The organism is Enterococcus sp. DIV1682a (genome assembly GCF_051711005.1).
Lineage (GTDB): Bacteria > Bacillota > Bacilli > Lactobacillales > Enterococcaceae > Enterococcus_B > Enterococcus_B hirae.
Genome location: NZ_JBIOLT010000001.1, coordinates 2,161,816 through 2,178,003 on the forward strand (window position 1 = coordinate 2,161,816; position 16,188 = coordinate 2,178,003).

Annotated in this window: 12 protein-coding genes; 4 read left to right on the forward strand and 8 right to left on the reverse strand. The window is 38.2% G+C overall.

From position 1 onward, the window contains the following. Positions 1-117 precede the first annotated feature (117 nt). The 7 genes from IGJ23_RS09920 to IGJ23_RS09950 form a co-directional block, all read right to left on the reverse strand. Entirely contained in the window at positions 118-4,389 is a 4,272-nt protein-coding gene (locus IGJ23_RS09920) for an immunoglobulin-like domain-containing protein (RefSeq protein WP_438777560.1), read from the reverse strand. A gap of 225 nt (positions 4,390-4,614) precedes the next feature. Then, positions 4,615-8,100, reverse strand: coding sequence for an immunoglobulin-like domain-containing protein (locus tag IGJ23_RS09925; protein ID WP_438774909.1), 3,486 nt, complete (start codon positions 8,098-8,100; stop codon positions 4,615-4,617). Between the two features lie 19 nt (positions 8,101-8,119). Next, positions 8,120-8,593 carry a DUF4352 domain-containing protein gene (locus tag IGJ23_RS09930; protein ID WP_438774910.1) on the reverse strand — a complete coding sequence of 158 codons (474 nt, stop codon included), beginning with the start codon at positions 8,591-8,593 and terminating at the stop codon, positions 8,120-8,122. Positions 8,594-9,074: 481 nt separating this feature from the next. Then, complete coding sequence (locus IGJ23_RS09935) at positions 9,075-9,968, reverse strand: RsiV family protein (protein ID WP_438774912.1); 894 nt, start codon at positions 9,966-9,968, stop codon at positions 9,075-9,077. A gap of 27 nt (positions 9,969-9,995) precedes the next feature. After that, positions 9,996-10,508, reverse strand: coding sequence for an RNA polymerase sigma factor (locus IGJ23_RS09940; RefSeq protein WP_438774913.1), 513 nt, complete (start codon positions 10,506-10,508; stop codon positions 9,996-9,998). 134 nt (positions 10,509-10,642) lie between these two features. Next, on the reverse strand, positions 10,643-11,254 hold the full coding sequence (rpoE, locus tag IGJ23_RS09945) for a DNA-directed RNA polymerase subunit delta (RefSeq protein WP_010718626.1): 612 nt from the start codon (positions 11,252-11,254) through the stop codon (positions 10,643-10,645). Positions 11,255-11,329: 75 nt separating this feature from the next. Further along, a complete protein-coding gene (locus IGJ23_RS09950) occupies positions 11,330-11,767 on the reverse strand; it encodes a DUF1934 domain-containing protein (RefSeq protein WP_010718627.1) in 438 nt (145 codons plus the stop codon). A 370-nt stretch (positions 11,768-12,137) separates the two neighbouring features. Between IGJ23_RS09950 and IGJ23_RS09955 the strand changes: the two genes are divergently transcribed. The 3 genes from IGJ23_RS09955 to yidA are packed head-to-tail and all read left to right on the forward strand — an operon-like array spanning position 12,138 to position 15,159. Next, entirely contained in the window at positions 12,138-12,968 is an 831-nt protein-coding gene (locus IGJ23_RS09955; protein WP_438774914.1) for a lipoate--protein ligase family protein, read from the forward strand. Further along, positions 12,952-14,322 carry an HD domain-containing protein gene (locus tag IGJ23_RS09960; protein WP_053765708.1) on the forward strand — a complete coding sequence of 457 codons (1,371 nt, stop codon included), beginning with the start codon at positions 12,952-12,954 and terminating at the stop codon, positions 14,320-14,322. The genes IGJ23_RS09955 and IGJ23_RS09960 overlap by 17 nt, the downstream gene beginning before the upstream one ends. A 24-nt stretch (positions 14,323-14,346) precedes the next feature. Further along, a complete protein-coding gene (gene yidA / locus IGJ23_RS09965) occupies positions 14,347-15,159 on the forward strand; it encodes a sugar-phosphatase (protein ID WP_010718630.1) in 813 nt (270 codons plus the stop codon). 81 nt (positions 15,160-15,240) lie between these two features. Here the strand turns inward: yidA and IGJ23_RS09970 are convergent, their stop codons facing one another. Next, positions 15,241-15,678, reverse strand: coding sequence for an NUDIX hydrolase (locus tag IGJ23_RS09970; protein WP_034699102.1), 438 nt, complete (start codon positions 15,676-15,678; stop codon positions 15,241-15,243). A gap of 128 nt (positions 15,679-15,806) precedes the next feature. Between IGJ23_RS09970 and gloA the strand changes: the two genes are divergently transcribed. After that, entirely contained in the window at positions 15,807-16,178 is a 372-nt protein-coding gene (gene gloA, locus IGJ23_RS09975; RefSeq protein WP_010718633.1) for a lactoylglutathione lyase, read from the forward strand. Positions 16,179-16,188: the final 10 nt, after the last annotated feature.

The window sequence follows — 16,188 nt, forward strand, 5'->3', positions numbered from 1 at the left end:
ACCAATTCGATTCGTGTTAGTTTTCTGAAAAAACATTATGTGCCTCACTGAGATCAATGACTTTCTGGATGCTTTCACTTTTACATAGTAGCTGGACGTAATCAAAATAATGAGTGGTTATTTTTCTTTGATCGTCACAACATTTCCTTCGCTAATTTGATGGCCATTTGGTGCGTATAAGTTCATTGTTACTTTATCCCCTGATTTTATTTGATTGGCTTTCACATAGTAATCGATGTTTCCTTCAGCAAAGCTACCGCCCCAGCTGACTGATTTTCCATTAACAAACAATTGTCCTTTTTTAACTTCCCCTTGATAGGTTCCAGAAATCGTTTGTGTGCCTAAGGTATAGCTTAAATCAGTTACTTTTACCTCACTTTTTTGATAGGTTACGTTAATTTTGCTGTTTTCGATGATATTTTTATTTCTATCCACTCCTTCAAGAACCACCGTATCCGTTTCAGATAGTTCCAGTTGACCAATATAGTAAGTGAATTTACCATCTTTAAAGGCACCTCCCCAACTGATCACTTTTCCATTGACAGTTAAACGACCTTGGTAGATGTCGCCTTCATAAGTCCCTTCAATGACTGTACTTCCTTGTTTCTTCACTGCTTGAGTTATTTTTCCTGTTACTTTTTTTAGATTGACCGGTTGTTCTTCTCCTAACGAATGTTGATTTGGATCATATCCTTGGATCGATACCTTATCCCCGTCTTTAATTTGAGAAGGCTTCACATAGTAGGTAAATGTCCCGTCTTTAAAAGTCCCACCCCAGCTAATGGACTGTCCATTGATTGTTAAATGAGCCATTCGAACATCTCCCGTATATGTTCCGGTAATAACAGAAGCACCTAATTGATAGTCAGCCATCGTAATCGCTCCAGAATAACTAGTGATCGTTAGAGTTGCGGTATCCAGTAATTTATTCTCTTCATCAAAAGCATCTAAAACAACTGTATCCCCTGCACTAATTGTTTTAGGTCCACAATAATATGAGAAGGTTCCATCTGAATTAAAAGTTCCTCCCCAGCTGATCACTTTTCCATTGACGGTTAATCGAGCCTTTTTCACATTACCATAGTATTTTCCAGTAATTGTTGTTTTACCAAGGATATACTGATCCGCCTGAATCGTTCCTTTGGTTTCTTCTGGAAGTTCCTCTTCAGTGATTGATTTCCAACCTTTATCTGTCATTTGATACCAATAACTTTTTTCATCATCATTAGGAATCAATTCACTATTATGATAACGTTCAATCCGGTTATCTGATTCTTCATGGGTAATATGGACATAATCGCCGATTTCATAAGGAGCGCCTTTAAACATTTGACTTAACTTGTCACTATCTTCTTCACCAGACAATTCAACTGCTTTTTTCTGTTTCAGGTAACGATCATATTGCTGGATCGTGACATACACGTCATTTCCCCAACTTTGATGAAGTTTACCTGATTTCCCAACCATTGAGAAAGTTTTGGTCTCTGGATTTGGCACAATAATCTGATAGCCATAAGCATTACCAAAAAGTTTAACGGCTTCTCCCCCCAGAATAGTCAGCTCATCATTTGAAACTGTTGTGGTTTCTCCCACACTGTTAGTAACTTTTATCTCTGTGCTGGTTTGTCCTACAGTTGCAAAATCTGGCTCTTTTACATATTCGACTTTAGTGATTGGTACAATGTTTTTTTCTGAGCTTGTATCTACTAATTGTTTAGCATCCACTGGTAATCCCAAGAATAAATCTTCTGTGATTGATGTAACTACTGGTTTTAGGTCAACCTCTTTCCAGCCTTTATCTGTCATTTGGTACCAATAACTTTTTTCGTCATCCTTAGGAATCAATTCACTATTATGATAACGTTCAATCCGATTACCTGATTCTTCATGAGTGATGTGAACATAATCGCCAATTTCATAAGGAACATCTTTAAACATTTGACTTAACTTGTCGCTATCTTCTTCACCCGACAATTCGACCGCTTTTTTCTGTTTCATCTGATGGTCGTATTGTTGGATTGTTACATATACATCATCTCCCCAACTAAAATGAAGTTTACCTGAATTTCCAACCATCGAGAAAGTTTTGGTCTGTACATTTGGCACAATAATCTGATAACCATAAGCATTACCAAAAAGTTTGACTGCTTCTCCTCCTCGAACAGTCAGCTCATCATTTGAAACTGTTGTAGTTTCTCCCACACTGTTAGTAACTTTTATCTCTGTGCTGGTTTGTCCTACAGTTGCAAAATCTGGCTCTTGTACATATTCGACTTTAGTGATTGGTACAATGTTTTTTTCTGAGCTTGTATCTACTAATTGTTTAGCATCCACTGGTAATCCCAAGAACAACTCTTTTGTGAGAGATTTAACTACTGGTTTTAGATCCACTTCTTTCCAGCCTTTATCTGTCATTTGGTACCAATAACTTTTTTCGTCATCCTTAGGAATCAATTTGTTGTTGTGGTAACGTTCAATCCGATTACCTGATTCTTCATGGGTGATATGAACATAATCACCGATTTCATAAGGAGCATCTTTAAACACTTGACTTAACTTGTCGCTATCTTCTTCACCTGACAATTCAACCGCTTTTTTCTGTTTCATCTGATGATCATACTGGTGAATCGTTACATATACATCATCTCCCCAACTAAAATGAAGTTTACCTGATCTCCCCACCATGGAGAAAGTTTTAGTCTCTGGATTAGGTGCAATGATCTGGAAACCATAAGCATTACCAAAAAGTTTGACTGCTTCTCCTCCAGTTACCTCTTTAATAGGTAAAACATTAGAAACGCCATTCTCATTCGTTAGCTTAATGGTATTCCCTGGATAATCAGAATAGTTGCCAATCCCTTGATAGTAAACATTTGAAATCTTCGTAGGACTAGCAAGTGGAATAGATTTGAGGTTTTCTAACGAAACTTGGCCTGCTGTGGTAAAAATTGGCAGATTAGTCAATGTAAAGGAATCCAGTGTCGGAATGGTGTAAGGCTTAACAGCTCCTGGGAGTGCATAATCCTCCCCACGACCGTCCACATCTTTCCAAATTTCTTTTTCTAGTTTCTTAAACTGTTGGCAATATTTTTCTGTTTCAGCAGTTGTTTTTATTCCCCATTGATTAAAGTAAGGAACTAAGTTACGATTTGCCGCTTGAGAAAATACTTTAACCATTGTCTGAATCTCCTCATCATTGGATGAAGGGAGTTCTCTTGTTTCCATTGTTCGATATAGTTGAGAAACAGTCTTATAGTAATCTAAACCGAAGACGCGCTCTAAGGACCAAAACATCCCCAACTGAGCAAATAGCTCATCGCCTAAACTACTAAACTCACGTTTATCGACATCAATATTAAAGTAATCATCAATGACCTTTTGTGTTGAGCTGCTTGCAAGTCGTGAAGGGAAGCCTAATTTTTGTTGGACATACATAGAAGAGATATTTACCGTTACTTCTGTCATACCATCAAATTTGTATTGAGGGGTTTGAAACGTATGCCCCATTTCATGCCAAAATCCCCATTGCTGATCTGTCGGTTTACTTCCTAAAATATCCTGAGAAGCGCCCGTATCTATTTGAAAAGAGATATAGTTATTGGTCGCATAAGCATAGCCTGCCCCTGAATCAGGATTGGCAATATGAATTCTTTGATTCATGTTCTTCTCAGCAGCATAGCCTGCTTGATTATTAAACCCATAACATTCTACAGTCAGTTGATATACTTTATCCCAATAACTAGCCAATTCATTTAAACGATCTTCGGAAAGAGGCGTTATATTTTTTAGTTCACTCATTTGAAATGTTCCAAACACATATTTTCCCTCAATGACAAAAAAAGGAACATTCGTCGTTGAATCATTCAATCGTTGAAAAAAGGTTGCTTGATTATTTTTGCCACCTAATCGAAATTCGGGAACCTCGACACCACCTGTTAAAGTGACATGAATCGTTTGGTCATAAGATTGGTTACGAATATAAACCATGCCATCGCTGTCTTCTCTAGTAATATGATTGATCCCTTTAGTTAACTGATAATCAACCGGATTGGAACCAATGCTTTCTGGTGCAGAATTAAGATTCTCGTACTTACCATACTGCCCGATTACTAAGCTAACATTTTCTGGATTCTCTTTGACTTCTACCGTAATTTCTTCTCCACGAGGTAAAAATAGCCCTGTCACTTCCAAGTTATTGTGAGTAGTATTTCTCCGCTCTTTATCATAATCTGTATAGAGATCTCCTCTTGGAATAGCAGTAACATCCACAGTTGGCGTCTTTAATTCGTTCGTGTCAGCGTGAACAACCATCGAACTAACCTGCCAAGTTATCGTCATCAATAAAAAACAAAAACCCCATCTTTTGATCAAATCGTTTAATTTAGCCATCTTTTTCATAATATCTCCCTATCTATAAAAGATAATTTTTTATAAATTCTTCTATTACTAATTGTTAATAGCTGTTTTCTCGTTGATTATTCATTTCGTTACTCTTATTTTTGAACATTGCTTTTTCATAAAGATATCTTTCTGATAACTAAGTACTTAAAAAACTAAATGGTACTGGCAATCAGCGAGTACCATTTAGTTCATCTTAAATATGGAATTTTTTTCTTAATTAACAGAAACTGTTTGGTTTTCAGCCAATAAGTTGCCACTTCCATCATAGAAATTCATTGTTACTTGATCATCAGCTTTGATTAGGTCTGGCTTCACATAATAACTGATTGCCCCATCCTTAAAGCTCCCACCTTTACTGATCAGTTTACCATTGACAAACAAGTGTCCTTGGTGAACTTGGGTATCAGAACCATAGGCTCCTTTGATCGTTTGTGTGCCGATTTTATAAGTCAATTCGTTGATTTCAGCTGTTGGTGTTTGAATAGTGACATCAATCTCTGATCCTGGAATTTGTTGTCCTCGATTGTTGGCACCCATTAAGACTACCGGATCATCTTCTGACACTTTGAGGTTTCCTACATAATAACTGAACTTGCCATCTTTGAAGCTGCCACCTTGACTAACTTTTTCGCCATTGACCAACAAGATTCCTTGGTAAACATCGCCTGTGTAGCTTCCTTCGATCACTGTACTGATTCCCACACGATGGGCTTCTGTTAATTGACCCAGTTGTTCTCCTATAGTTACCGGTTGTGGGTCCCCTAGTGGTGTATTGAATTTATCATAGCCTTGAATCGTTGCTTGATCCCCTGCTTTGATGACTTGAGAGTTCACATAATAGCTAAACTTGCCATCTTTATAGGTTCCGCCCCAGCTAACGACTTCTCCATTCACTACTAGTTTTCCTTTATGGATATCCCCCGTATAAGTTCCAGTAATGGTTGAATCACCCAACTGATACGCATCCACTTGATCGATTGATCCTGAAGATTCGGAAATCACTTCAATCTCTTTGGAATCCATCAATTTCTTCTCTTTGTTGTAGCCATCTAACACGACTTTGTCGCCGACTTTTAATTTGCCAGCACCGACATAATAGCTGAATTGACCATCTTTGAAGCTACCGCCCCAGCTGACAACTTTGCCATTAACGGTTAATCGGCCGAGAGACATATTCCCTGTGTAGGTTCCAGTAATATTGACATCTCCTACATGATATTCTTGTGGTTCCAACTCACTTTTCACTAGTTCTGCCACATAAGTTCCTGCCGTTAAATCACCAGTTCCGTAATTTGTCATAAAGTCAGCAGGTGAATAGCCTTTGGACTGACCATCTTCACGAATCCAATTCCCTGTCAGCTGATCCCCTTCGTTCAATGCTTCAGGCGCTGATAACTTAGTGTCTCCAATCGCCTTAAAGTGATCGCCTAGTGTTAATTTCTTAAGTGGAGTCTGATAAAACATATTTTCCATCTCTGTTAATTTACTGGTATCAAAGCTACTTACATCTAAGCTTGTTATATTGCTCATATCTGCAAACATCGCAAACATACTTGTTACGTTACTGGTATCAAAGCCACTTATATCTAGACTTGTTATGCCATGCATAGTTGCAAACATAGAGTGCATATCTGTTACATTACTAGTATCAAACCCACTTACATCTAAACTTGTTATGCTACTCATACCGTAAAACATACTACTCATATCTTTTACGTTACTGGTATCAAAGCTACTTACATCTAAACTTGTTACACTGCCCATAGCGTAAAACATAGATCCCATATTTGTAACGTTACTGGTATCCAGCTGATTCAACCCTTCGATTTCAGTTACATTCTTAAGACACTTAGCACTGCTACCCGCACTAAATAAGTATCCAGAGTCTTCCGGAGCAACTACTTTGCCAGACAAGACAATTTTCTTGATGGCTTCATAATCCACTTTGTCGCTGTTCCATGGCGATTCTTTATAGCTACTTAACTCACCTGCTCTGATCGTTAATGTTCCTGTATCTTCATCAAACGTATACGGACTAGTGCCCCATGTGCCTGTTTCAACGGAAACATACGTGCCAGCAGTCAAATCACCGGTGCCATAGTTTTTCATGAAATCATCAGCTGAATAAAGATTTCCTTTGCCATCTTCTCGCTTCCAAGCAGAAGTAAGACCTGCGTTTCCGCTGTCTGATTCTACAAATTTAAATGTATCTCCTAGAGTTAATTTCTTAAGTGGAGTCTTAGCAAACATAGTATGCATCTTTGTTACATTACTAGTATCAAATCCACTTATATCTAGATTCTCTAACTTCCACATAGAATTAAACATCCAACTCATGTTTGTCACGTTACTGGTATCAAAACTACTTAAATCCAAGTTTTTTAATGCAATCTGAAAAGCAAACATATAAGACATATCTGTTACGTTACTGGTATCCAGTTGACTTAATCCTTCGATTTCAGTTAAAGACTGAAGTGTAGTGGCCCCTCCAGCAAATAAGTTGGTAGAGTTTTCCGGAGCAATTACTTTGCCAGATAAAACAATTTTCTGGATTTTTCCACCTGCCACTTTTTTGGTCATCCATGGTGATTCTTCATGGCCACCTAACTCACCAGCTCCGATTGTTAATGTTCTTGTATCTTCATCAAACGTATACGGACAAGTGCCCCATGTGCCTGTTTCAACGGAAACATACGTGCCAGCAGTCAGATCACCGGTGCCATAGTTTTTCATGAAATCATCAGCTGAATAAAACGTCCCTTTGCCATCTTCTCGCTTCCAAGCAGAAGTAAGACTTGCGTTTGCTTCTACAAATTTAAATGTATCTCCTAGAGTTAATTTCTTAAGTGGAGCATTAGCAAACATAGAGTTCATATCTGTTACATTACTAGTATCAAACCCACTTATATTTAGATTCTCTAACTTCCACATAGCAGTAAACATCTGACTCATGTCTGTCACTTTACTGGTATCAAAACTACTTACATCCAAATTTTTTAATAAAGTCTGATAAGCAAACATATAAGACATATCTGTTACGTTACTGGTATCCAGTTGACTTAACCCTTCGATTTCAGTTAGACCCTGAAGTGTAGTGCCCCCTCCAGCAAATAAGTTGGTAGAGTTTTCTGGAGCAATTACTTTGCCAGATAAAACAATTTTATGGATTTTTCCACCTGACACTTTTTTGGTCATCCACGGTGATTCTTTATAGCTACTTAACTCACCCGCTCCGATTGTCAATACCCCTGTATCTTCATCAAACGTATACGAGCTGGTACCCCATGTGCCAGTTACCTCAGAAGCAGCTGCCACGTTCGCTTTTTGCGCTACTTTTGGCGCTTCCGCTGTTGGATTAGTTGCATCCCCTTCACTTTCGGCAGTCGGTGCTGTTGCTTGTTCTTGGGTGTCATCAGTTGTTTCACCAGCTGCTTCATCGGTTGGTGCTGATGAGTCACTAGTTGTAGTGGTTGAATCCGTTGGGTTTACTAACGGATCTGTGACATTTTGTATCGTTTGATCGATGACTTCTTTTGCTTCATTCGCCTGTGTTTGTTCAGTAGAAGTTGCAGCTGTTGGTGACAAAGTATCCGCTAATGCCATCGTTGGTGCGATCCCAGTATTTCCCATCACACCAGCCACCGCAAACATCGTTAATAACTGCTTTTTACGTTTTGCTGTTAATTTTTTCTTGCTCATTTCTTACTCCTTCATGTTCTTATTTTTGATCATCTATTTTCCATGAATACATCACTTTATCTGTTGGTTTGTATTCAATAGCTTTAGGCGTTTCGCCTTTTTTCAATTGGAAATAGAGGTCTCCTTCAATCGTCTCTCCTTTGTCCATTTCGTCACCAAAGCTGGCAAAATCCATATTGATGGTTTGTTCCCCTTTATCTGTTTTCAATAAGAAATCAATCGCACCTAAGCCTTTCATATCAGCAGATACATTCTTCCCTTTGACGTGTACGCTATAGATGGTTTGTTTTTTTTGATTCGTATCGAGCAATGTCTTTTCTCCAAAATCAGTAAGCGTCATCTCGATCCCATTGACGATCAATGATTCTGCTTTTTTCTGCGTATGGCTAGCAGTACTAGTAGAAGTCGTTGTAGTCGAATGCGTCGTACCACAAGCGCTCAATCCCCAAAAGCAGGCAATTCCAGCTACTAAAAGTCCAATTGTTTTTTTCATTTCTTCCCTCCTTTTTTCTGCCTAGTTGCTAACTATTTTTATATTCAAGCAAATCCACTTGATTTACTTGTATCGCTATTTTACTCGTTTTAACCCCTAATAAACGCTCAATTTAACCACTTATTATTTTAAAATTTTGATCGTTTTTTTTTAATTCTTCTAAATTAGAGTGATTTTTCAGTGAATATGGTTAAGCATTGTTGTCCCTGGACAACAGATCCTTATTGACCGATTTAGCGATAGACACTCGTTTTCTCAAAGGTTTTCCCTTGGCTATTCATCTATACTTTCAGTATATTCACTAAAAAAACAGACTAAGCATAGCAGTTAAACACATCAATGGATGATGTTATACACTATGCTTAATCTGTTTCGATCCGTTCATTTGTCAGTCTTTTTTGGAAAACTACAGGCGTTTTTACAACGATGAGGGTATAGCAAACCTTAGTTTTCCTATCCTCTATGCTCTATTTCAGTTGAATTAATCATTTAAGTAATCTGGAGAAGCTAAAAGTGAACGTGTCACTTCTTTAGGTATCACAAAGGTTGGTGTGCCCATATAGCCAGGTGCGATCGAAAATTGATCGTAGACTAAGACTAATTCGTGGTTTTTATTGATATAAAAAGATGTGTCTTTAGTAACTAATGGCGTTTTTTTGATTAGTCCATCTTTAAAATCATCATCTGTCCAATAATACTGATCAGGGTTTTCTTTGCTATTTTTTTGCATTTGCTCTTTGACTTCATTTGTCAAAACGGAAAGATACTGATCATCTTTGAATAAAAGTGGTAAAGATAGGACTACTCCGCTTTTTTTATCAATCGTATCATAACGCTTTTCCGTATAGCTGTCTGCGGCAGTTTGTGTCATCTTTCGTTCAATCACTAAAAAACGCGGATCATCCAACAGTTTCTGATAATCTCCCGTAACTTGAAAATGATTTGTTTTAAAGTCTTGGTACTGTACTTTTGCTTTTTCAAAGTTTTCTTGTCCTTCACGAAAGTACTTTTTGTTCAGCCCAGCAATCGTCTGACTATTTTCTTTATCTTTTGTACTGATTTGCGGCACTCGAATCTCGATTGTTTCATCAGACAGTTTTTTCCCTAAAATTAATTTCACGACTGGGCCAATCAAGGGTAAATCTTCAGCAAAACTACGTATTTGATTGTTAAAAAAAACACTACTGAACATCATCGCAATAATGGCAAAAGATAGAATAAGTCCTTTCACTTGTTTTTTTCGTTTCACTCGCTGGTTAAACCTTTGTTCTTCCAGTGAGTAGCGCTTGATCATCTCATTTTTGATACCATGAGGGATTTCTTGTTGTTGATAGACTTGTTTCAGTTGTTCTAATTCTTTCTGAGCTGAGTACATCCGTCTTTCTCTCCTTTATTGTGATTTTTACTGTAAGATTTTTCTTAGCTGATTTAACGTACGATACATTTTGGTTTTGACGGTGTTTTCATTCAAATCAAGAATCTCTGCAATTTCTTTTAAACGAAAGCCTTCAAAAAAATGTAAAATCAAAATTTCCTTTTCGGGGCTATCAATTCCTTCAATGATTCCATGTAAATCAGTCAATGAATCGTCCATTGTATGAGCGAGTTGAATCGTTTCTTCTTCCAATGTTTCCGATTGATTTCGTTTTTGCTTACGCCAAGCATCGATAGCTGTTCGTATCAAAATACGATAAAACCAAGCTGAAAATTGTTCAATCTCTTTCCCTTGTTCAATAGCAGCTAACGCTTTATGAAAACTGTCTTGCATCACGTCTAATGCTTCTTCTTTGTTATGAACATAATTCATTGTGATCCGAAACATTTTCTCATATTCCTCTCGGATCAATTCACTTAATAAATTCTTGGATTTTTCGATTTGCTTCTTTTTCTTGTAACGATTAAAAATCGGACCCATCTCCTTTCCCTCTCACTTACTATGACGATCAAACAAACCAAAAAGTTTCAATTATTTTTTAATTTATGTAAAAAATCAATACAAAAAAACTGCAGATCCCTTATTGGGGGATCTGCAGCTATGAATCCGAAAGTCTATTCTTCGGTAAACTCTTCGTCCTCGTAGTCTTCGTCTTCATCGTCATCTTCAATGATGCTTAGATCTTCTTCGATGTTGCCTGGTAATTCTTCTTCATCGTCACTTGTGTCGTCTGCACCGATTTCTTGCAGGTCAGAGTTATAAGCAGCGATTTCTTCATCATCGTCATCATCATCTTCAAAAAGATCATCGTCATCTTCGTCAGACAAGTCAGTATCTTCTGGGTCATCATCATTATAATCGATCGCATCTTCATCATCGTTGATAAAGGCATTGACTTTTTTACGTTTGCGTCGACGAGGTGTATCTTCATCTTCTTCGTCAATTCCATGGTTTACTTCTTCATCGATCGAGTCGATCGCATACCATGAACGCAAGCCCCAACGATTGTCACCTAATGAAATAAAGCTACCATCAATATTTAAGTCAGTATAAAATTGTGCCAGTGAATCACGAATCTCACTGTCTGATTTTCCAAGATAGGTTTGGATTTGGTTGGCTAAATCAGAAAAATCCATCACATCGCCACGTTGTTCTAAGATCGCATGTGCTACTTCGATCATTGATAATTCGTTTTTGTTTGCACCTTCAAATACACTAATTTCCAATCAGGACACGTCCTTTCACAGTCTACTCCTTATCATACAAAATCATACGTAAAAAATCAAACGTTTCTTTGCGATTTAAGCAGTAAAATCTAAAGTTAAATAATATTCCCCTAATTTTTCTGGTCCCATTAGCAAGTCGTATTCAATCATTACTTTCCCAGCGGTTGGTCGGTCTTTCAGACTAACATGTAATTCTTTGGTATACGTTTCAATTTGAAGCATGCCATAAGGTGTCCGATACGTTGTTTCCAAACGTTCACGATACCCGAATTTTAGTCGCATCCGTGTTTCTCCCGCACGAATCAATTGAACCTGTCCATCGGGCATCAATTTGATCGTTACAGGGATTTCTTCTGCTGTATTTTCCTGAATTTCCTGGTATCGTATGTATAACGTATCCCCAATTTTGACCATTTGACCTTTCAGATCAAAGAAAAAGTCTTGATGTTCCCCATTTTGCATGACTTTCGTCCGTAATTTGATTGAAATGGGTGTTCCTTGCGATTGTGCCATTTTACCTTCTCCTTTACTTCATATAGGTACATTGTTCCTAGTTTTCGTCTATTTGTCAAACAACTCGTCATCGAAGAGGTTGTGAAAGCATCGGGGAGCTCCGATGACAATAAGAAAGAATTTTTTAAAATAGCTTCTCATATTTTGAAAAATTCAGGCTTATTTCAAGGAGCTGATGCTTGAACACCGTTTATTCGTTTTTAGAGCTACCAGAAGAGACTGAGCCAAGTTTTGTCCCAGACTCAATAAATTCTTTTTTTAGAGTATGTTAGAGTATAGTATAATAATGAGAGAAACTCCCATGAAACGATGACAAACGTGAATCATTGGAATGTCAATCGATGATTAATTATATAAAGGAGCGAATGTAATGAATCCAACAATTATTTTGGATCAAAAAATTTATCAAAAAAATGATTTTACCCCTTTTGCTCTGACGGATATCTTAACCGAGTATTCAAAAAAAAACAACCAAAACTTTCTCCATTTTTGGCAATATGAACAAATAGTGATCTTAGGAATGAAAGATACTCGAACGCCCTACTTCCATGAAGGCATTCAGGAGCTAAGAAAAGCAGGCTATCAGCCAATCGTTCGTAACGCTGGTGGATTAGGGATCATTTCTGATCAAGGGGTTTTAAATATCTCATTGATTTTCCCTCAAAACGAACAGGAGAAGATATCGATTGATGCTGCCTATGAAAAAATGCTCACATTGACTCGTCTGGCTTTTCCAACCGTATCAATCGAAGCTTTTGAAGTGACTCATTCTTATTGTCCTGGTACGTATGACCTGAGTATCAACGGTAAAAAGTTTGCGGGGATTGCCCAACGTCGCATAAAAAACGGGATTTCTGTGATGATGTATGTTAGTGTCAATGGCGCACAACAAACCAGAGGTCAAGCGATGAAACGATTCTATCAAGAAGCGCTGAAAGAGGATTTCGGTACGAATGGTTATCCGGCGGTCGTTCCTGAAAGTATGGCAACCTTAGCTGATTTACTTGAAACGCCTTTAACCATTGAGGATGTAAAACAACAATTCCAATTGGCACTCACACAACTCTATGGAGAGAGTCGTTCAGTTGATGCGCTCTGCTGGAAAGAGGCACATGTCACTTCTGAACAGTGGACGGATCAAATCAATCGAATGGAAGAACGAAATAAATTAAAGGAGCTTGCTGATGACTATTCCTTATAAATATCAATTATTACCGATCGAAAAGGTCTTTCGTGACCCGGTCCATAACTATATCCATGTCCAACACCAAGTCATTTTAGACTTGATCAATTCAAAAGAAGTCCAACGATTGCGCCGTATCAAACAGTTAGGCACTTCTTCCTTTACTTTTCACGGCGCTGAACATAGTCGGTTCACTCATTCATTAGGGGTCTATGAAATTTCAAGACGGATCTGTGATATCTTTTCCCGCAATTTCCCTCAAGAAAAAATTGGCGCTGACGGCTGGGATGATCGAGAACGTTTGGTTACATTGTGCGCAGCATTGCTTCACGATGTTGGTCACGGTCCTTATTCTCATACATTTGAACATATTTTCCATACGAATCATGAAGCGATCACTGTAGAAATCATTACTTCTCCTGAAACGGAAGTTTATCAAATTTTGAATCGTGTGGAAGAAGGATTTCCAGAAAAAGTCGCCAGTGTGATCCAAAAAACATATCCTAATCCCCAAGTCGTCCAAATGATTTCTAGCCAGATCGATGCTGATCGAATGGATTACTTGTTGCGAGATGCCTATTACACTGGGACAGAATACGGTACGTTTGATTTAACACGAATTTTACGTGTCATTCGTCCCTATAAAGGCGGGATCGCCTTTTCGATGAATGGGATGCACGCAGTCGAAGATTATATTGTGAGCCGCTATCAAATGTACGTTCAAGTTTATTTCCACCCTGTGTCTCGTGGCATGGAAGTAATTTTAGAACACTTGTTACATCGGGCGCATGAGTTGTATCGAGAAGATCCCAATGTGTTTGAATCCCATTCTCAACTACTCTTACCGTTTCTTGACGAAAACTTTACACTGGATGAGTATTTAAAATTAGACGATGGCGTTTTAGGAACTTATTTTACCCAATGGACGGAATTTTCTGATCCAATCTTAAGTGATTTAGCTAAACGTTTCTTATACCGTAAACCGTTAAAATCGGCAACTTTTTCTGGGGATCGCTCTTCTTCCTTGATCAAGGAAATGACTGCTCTTGTGGAAAAAGTTGGCTACAATCCTGTCTACTATACTGCCATCAATTCCAGTTATGATTTGCCTTATGATTTTTATCGCCCCGAAGAAGGACGCCATCGAACACAAATCGAAATCTTGCGAAATGATGGAACTTTGGTAGAATTATCAGAGGTGAGCCAACTTGTGGCTGCTCTTGCTGGACAAGAACAAGGAGATGAACGATTTTTCTTTCCAAAAGAAATGGTTGATCCGTCTTTAAGAAATCACTACGATCTATTTGACGAAACCTATCAAGAATTTGCAAGCCATATCCGCAATGGTTCACTGATTACCCAAACAAACTAAAACACACGATCACTGGAGGAAATTATGTCTATCAAGTTAGTCGCCATCGACATCGATGGAACCTTATTAAATGAGAAAAGAGAAATTACAGCAGACGTCAAAGAAGCGATTGCTCAGGCTGTCGCTAAAGGAGTAGCCATCGTCTTGTGTACCGGCAGACCGTTGCCTGGTGTACAGGAACAGTTGAATGAACTCGATTTATTCCAAGAAAATGACTACGTGATCACCTACAATGGCGCACTTGTCCAACAAACAAAATCAGGAAAAATCATCGCACGTCATGGTTTGACACATGAAGATTATTTAGAAATCGAAGTGATGGCTCGTCGAGTTGGCAGTCATCTACATTCCATTGATGATCAGGCGATTTACACCTCTAATCGTGATATCAGTGCGTATACGATCCATGAAGCCAGCTTAGTTCATATGCCGTTGAAATATCGCACACCTGAAGAAATGACACCAGATATCAATTTGGTTAAAATGATGATGATCGACGAACCTGATATCTTAGATGCTGCGATTGCTCGTTTACCACAAACATTCCGTGAAAAATACACGACAGTGAAAAGTGCGCCTTATTACTTTGAAGTATTAAACAAAGAAGCAAGTAAAGGCGCAGCCGTTGCGAACTTAGCGCAACATCTTGGAATCGATCAGGATGAAATCATGGCGATTGGTGACAACGAAAATGACTTATCGATGATTGAATATGCTGGCTTAGGCGTTGCGATGGGAAATGCAGTTCCGCTAGTTAAAGAAGCTGCCAACGTGGTCACTAAAACAAATGAAGAACATGGCGTGGCAGAAGCGATCAAAACGTATGTTTTATCATAATAAAAATAACACTTGCTACTAAATAAAAATCCAAAACCAGTTCGTCACTGACTGTACGCTGGTTTTGGATTTTTTCTTGATTTAATTGTTCAATAACCATTTTTCAACCGCCCACTTGTGGCTACCTCGTTTTAATTTTTCAATGGCTTCTTGTGGTGTGACCCACCAAATAGTATTCGTCTTTTCAGTTGGTTCTGCCACTTGTTGCCAGCCGTTTGCCACGTAAAAGTAGCCTGGGTTATAGTAATAGGTCTGACGGTAATTGGAATAAAAATACTCATCCGCTTCCCCTAGATAAGTCGCAATTTCTGCGACGATCCCCATTTCCTCAAGGAGTTCTCTCTTGAGTGCCGCTTCTTTCGTTTCCATCGCTTCGATCTCTCCACCAGGTAAAAAATAAGCACCATTTGGAGCTTCAATCAAAGCTAGTTTGTTCTTTTCTTCCACGATAATATAGGCAGCATATCGTGGGGAATACTGGACCCCTGCTTCTTTTTCACCAAATACTGGTTTATCCATCATTTTGTCCACCTTAAGCTTATTTACTTTTTATTTTACATGAGAGTTTTCTCATAAACAAGCGCAAATCTTCTATTGCTCTTTCTTTTTTTGTTATGATGAAAAAAAAGGAAAGGAAGTAGTTATTTATGAAAATGGCTCATACTTGCGTTCGAGTGAAAGATCTTGACGCTTCATTAGAATTTTACCAAAAAGCGTTTGGCTTTGAAGAAAGTCGTCGCCGTGATTTTCCAGAAAACAAATTCACCCTTGTTTATTTAACTTTACCAGGAGATGACTACGAACTAGAATTAACTTATAACTATGATCATGAAGGCTATGATCTAGGGAATGGCTATGGACACATTGCTATTGCTGCGGATGATTTAGAAGCACTTCACGAAAAACACCAAGCAGAAGGATTCAATGTGACAGACCTAAAAGGACTTCCAGGAACAGCTCCTTCTTATTATTTCGTTGTTGACCCTGACGGATATAAAATCGAAGTTATTCGGGGATAAGGTTGTAAAA

Coding starts and splice junctions, on each gene's coding strand:
- gloA (WP_010718633.1), top strand. CDS start 15,807: ATGAAAATGGCTCATACTTGCGTTCGAGTGAAAGATCTTGACGCTTCA.
- IGJ23_RS09935 (WP_438774912.1), bottom strand. CDS start 9,968: ATGTACTCAGCTCAGAAAGAATTAGAACAACTGAAACAAGTCTATCAA.
- IGJ23_RS09955 (WP_438774914.1), top strand. CDS start 12,138: ATGAATCCAACAATTATTTTGGATCAAAAAATTTATCAAAAAAATGAT.
- IGJ23_RS09920 (WP_438777560.1), bottom strand. CDS start 4,389: ATGGCTAAATTAAACGATTTGATCAAAAGATGGGGTTTTTGTTTTTTA.
- IGJ23_RS09970 (WP_034699102.1), bottom strand. CDS start 15,678: ATGGATAAACCAGTATTTGGTGAAAAAGAAGCAGGGGTCCAGTATTCC.
- IGJ23_RS09940 (WP_438774913.1), bottom strand. CDS start 10,508: ATGGGTCCGATTTTTAATCGTTACAAGAAAAAGAAGCAAATCGAAAAA.
- IGJ23_RS09925 (WP_438774909.1), bottom strand. CDS start 8,100: ATGAGCAAGAAAAAATTAACAGCAAAACGTAAAAAGCAGTTATTAACG.
- IGJ23_RS09960 (WP_053765708.1), top strand. CDS start 12,952: ATGACTATTCCTTATAAATATCAATTATTACCGATCGAAAAGGTCTTT.
- IGJ23_RS09950 (WP_010718627.1), bottom strand. CDS start 11,767: ATGGCACAATCGCAAGGAACACCCATTTCAATCAAATTACGGACGAAA.
- IGJ23_RS09930 (WP_438774910.1), bottom strand. CDS start 8,593: ATGAAAAAAACAATTGGACTTTTAGTAGCTGGAATTGCCTGCTTTTGG.
- yidA (WP_010718630.1), top strand. CDS start 14,347: ATGTCTATCAAGTTAGTCGCCATCGACATCGATGGAACCTTATTAAAT.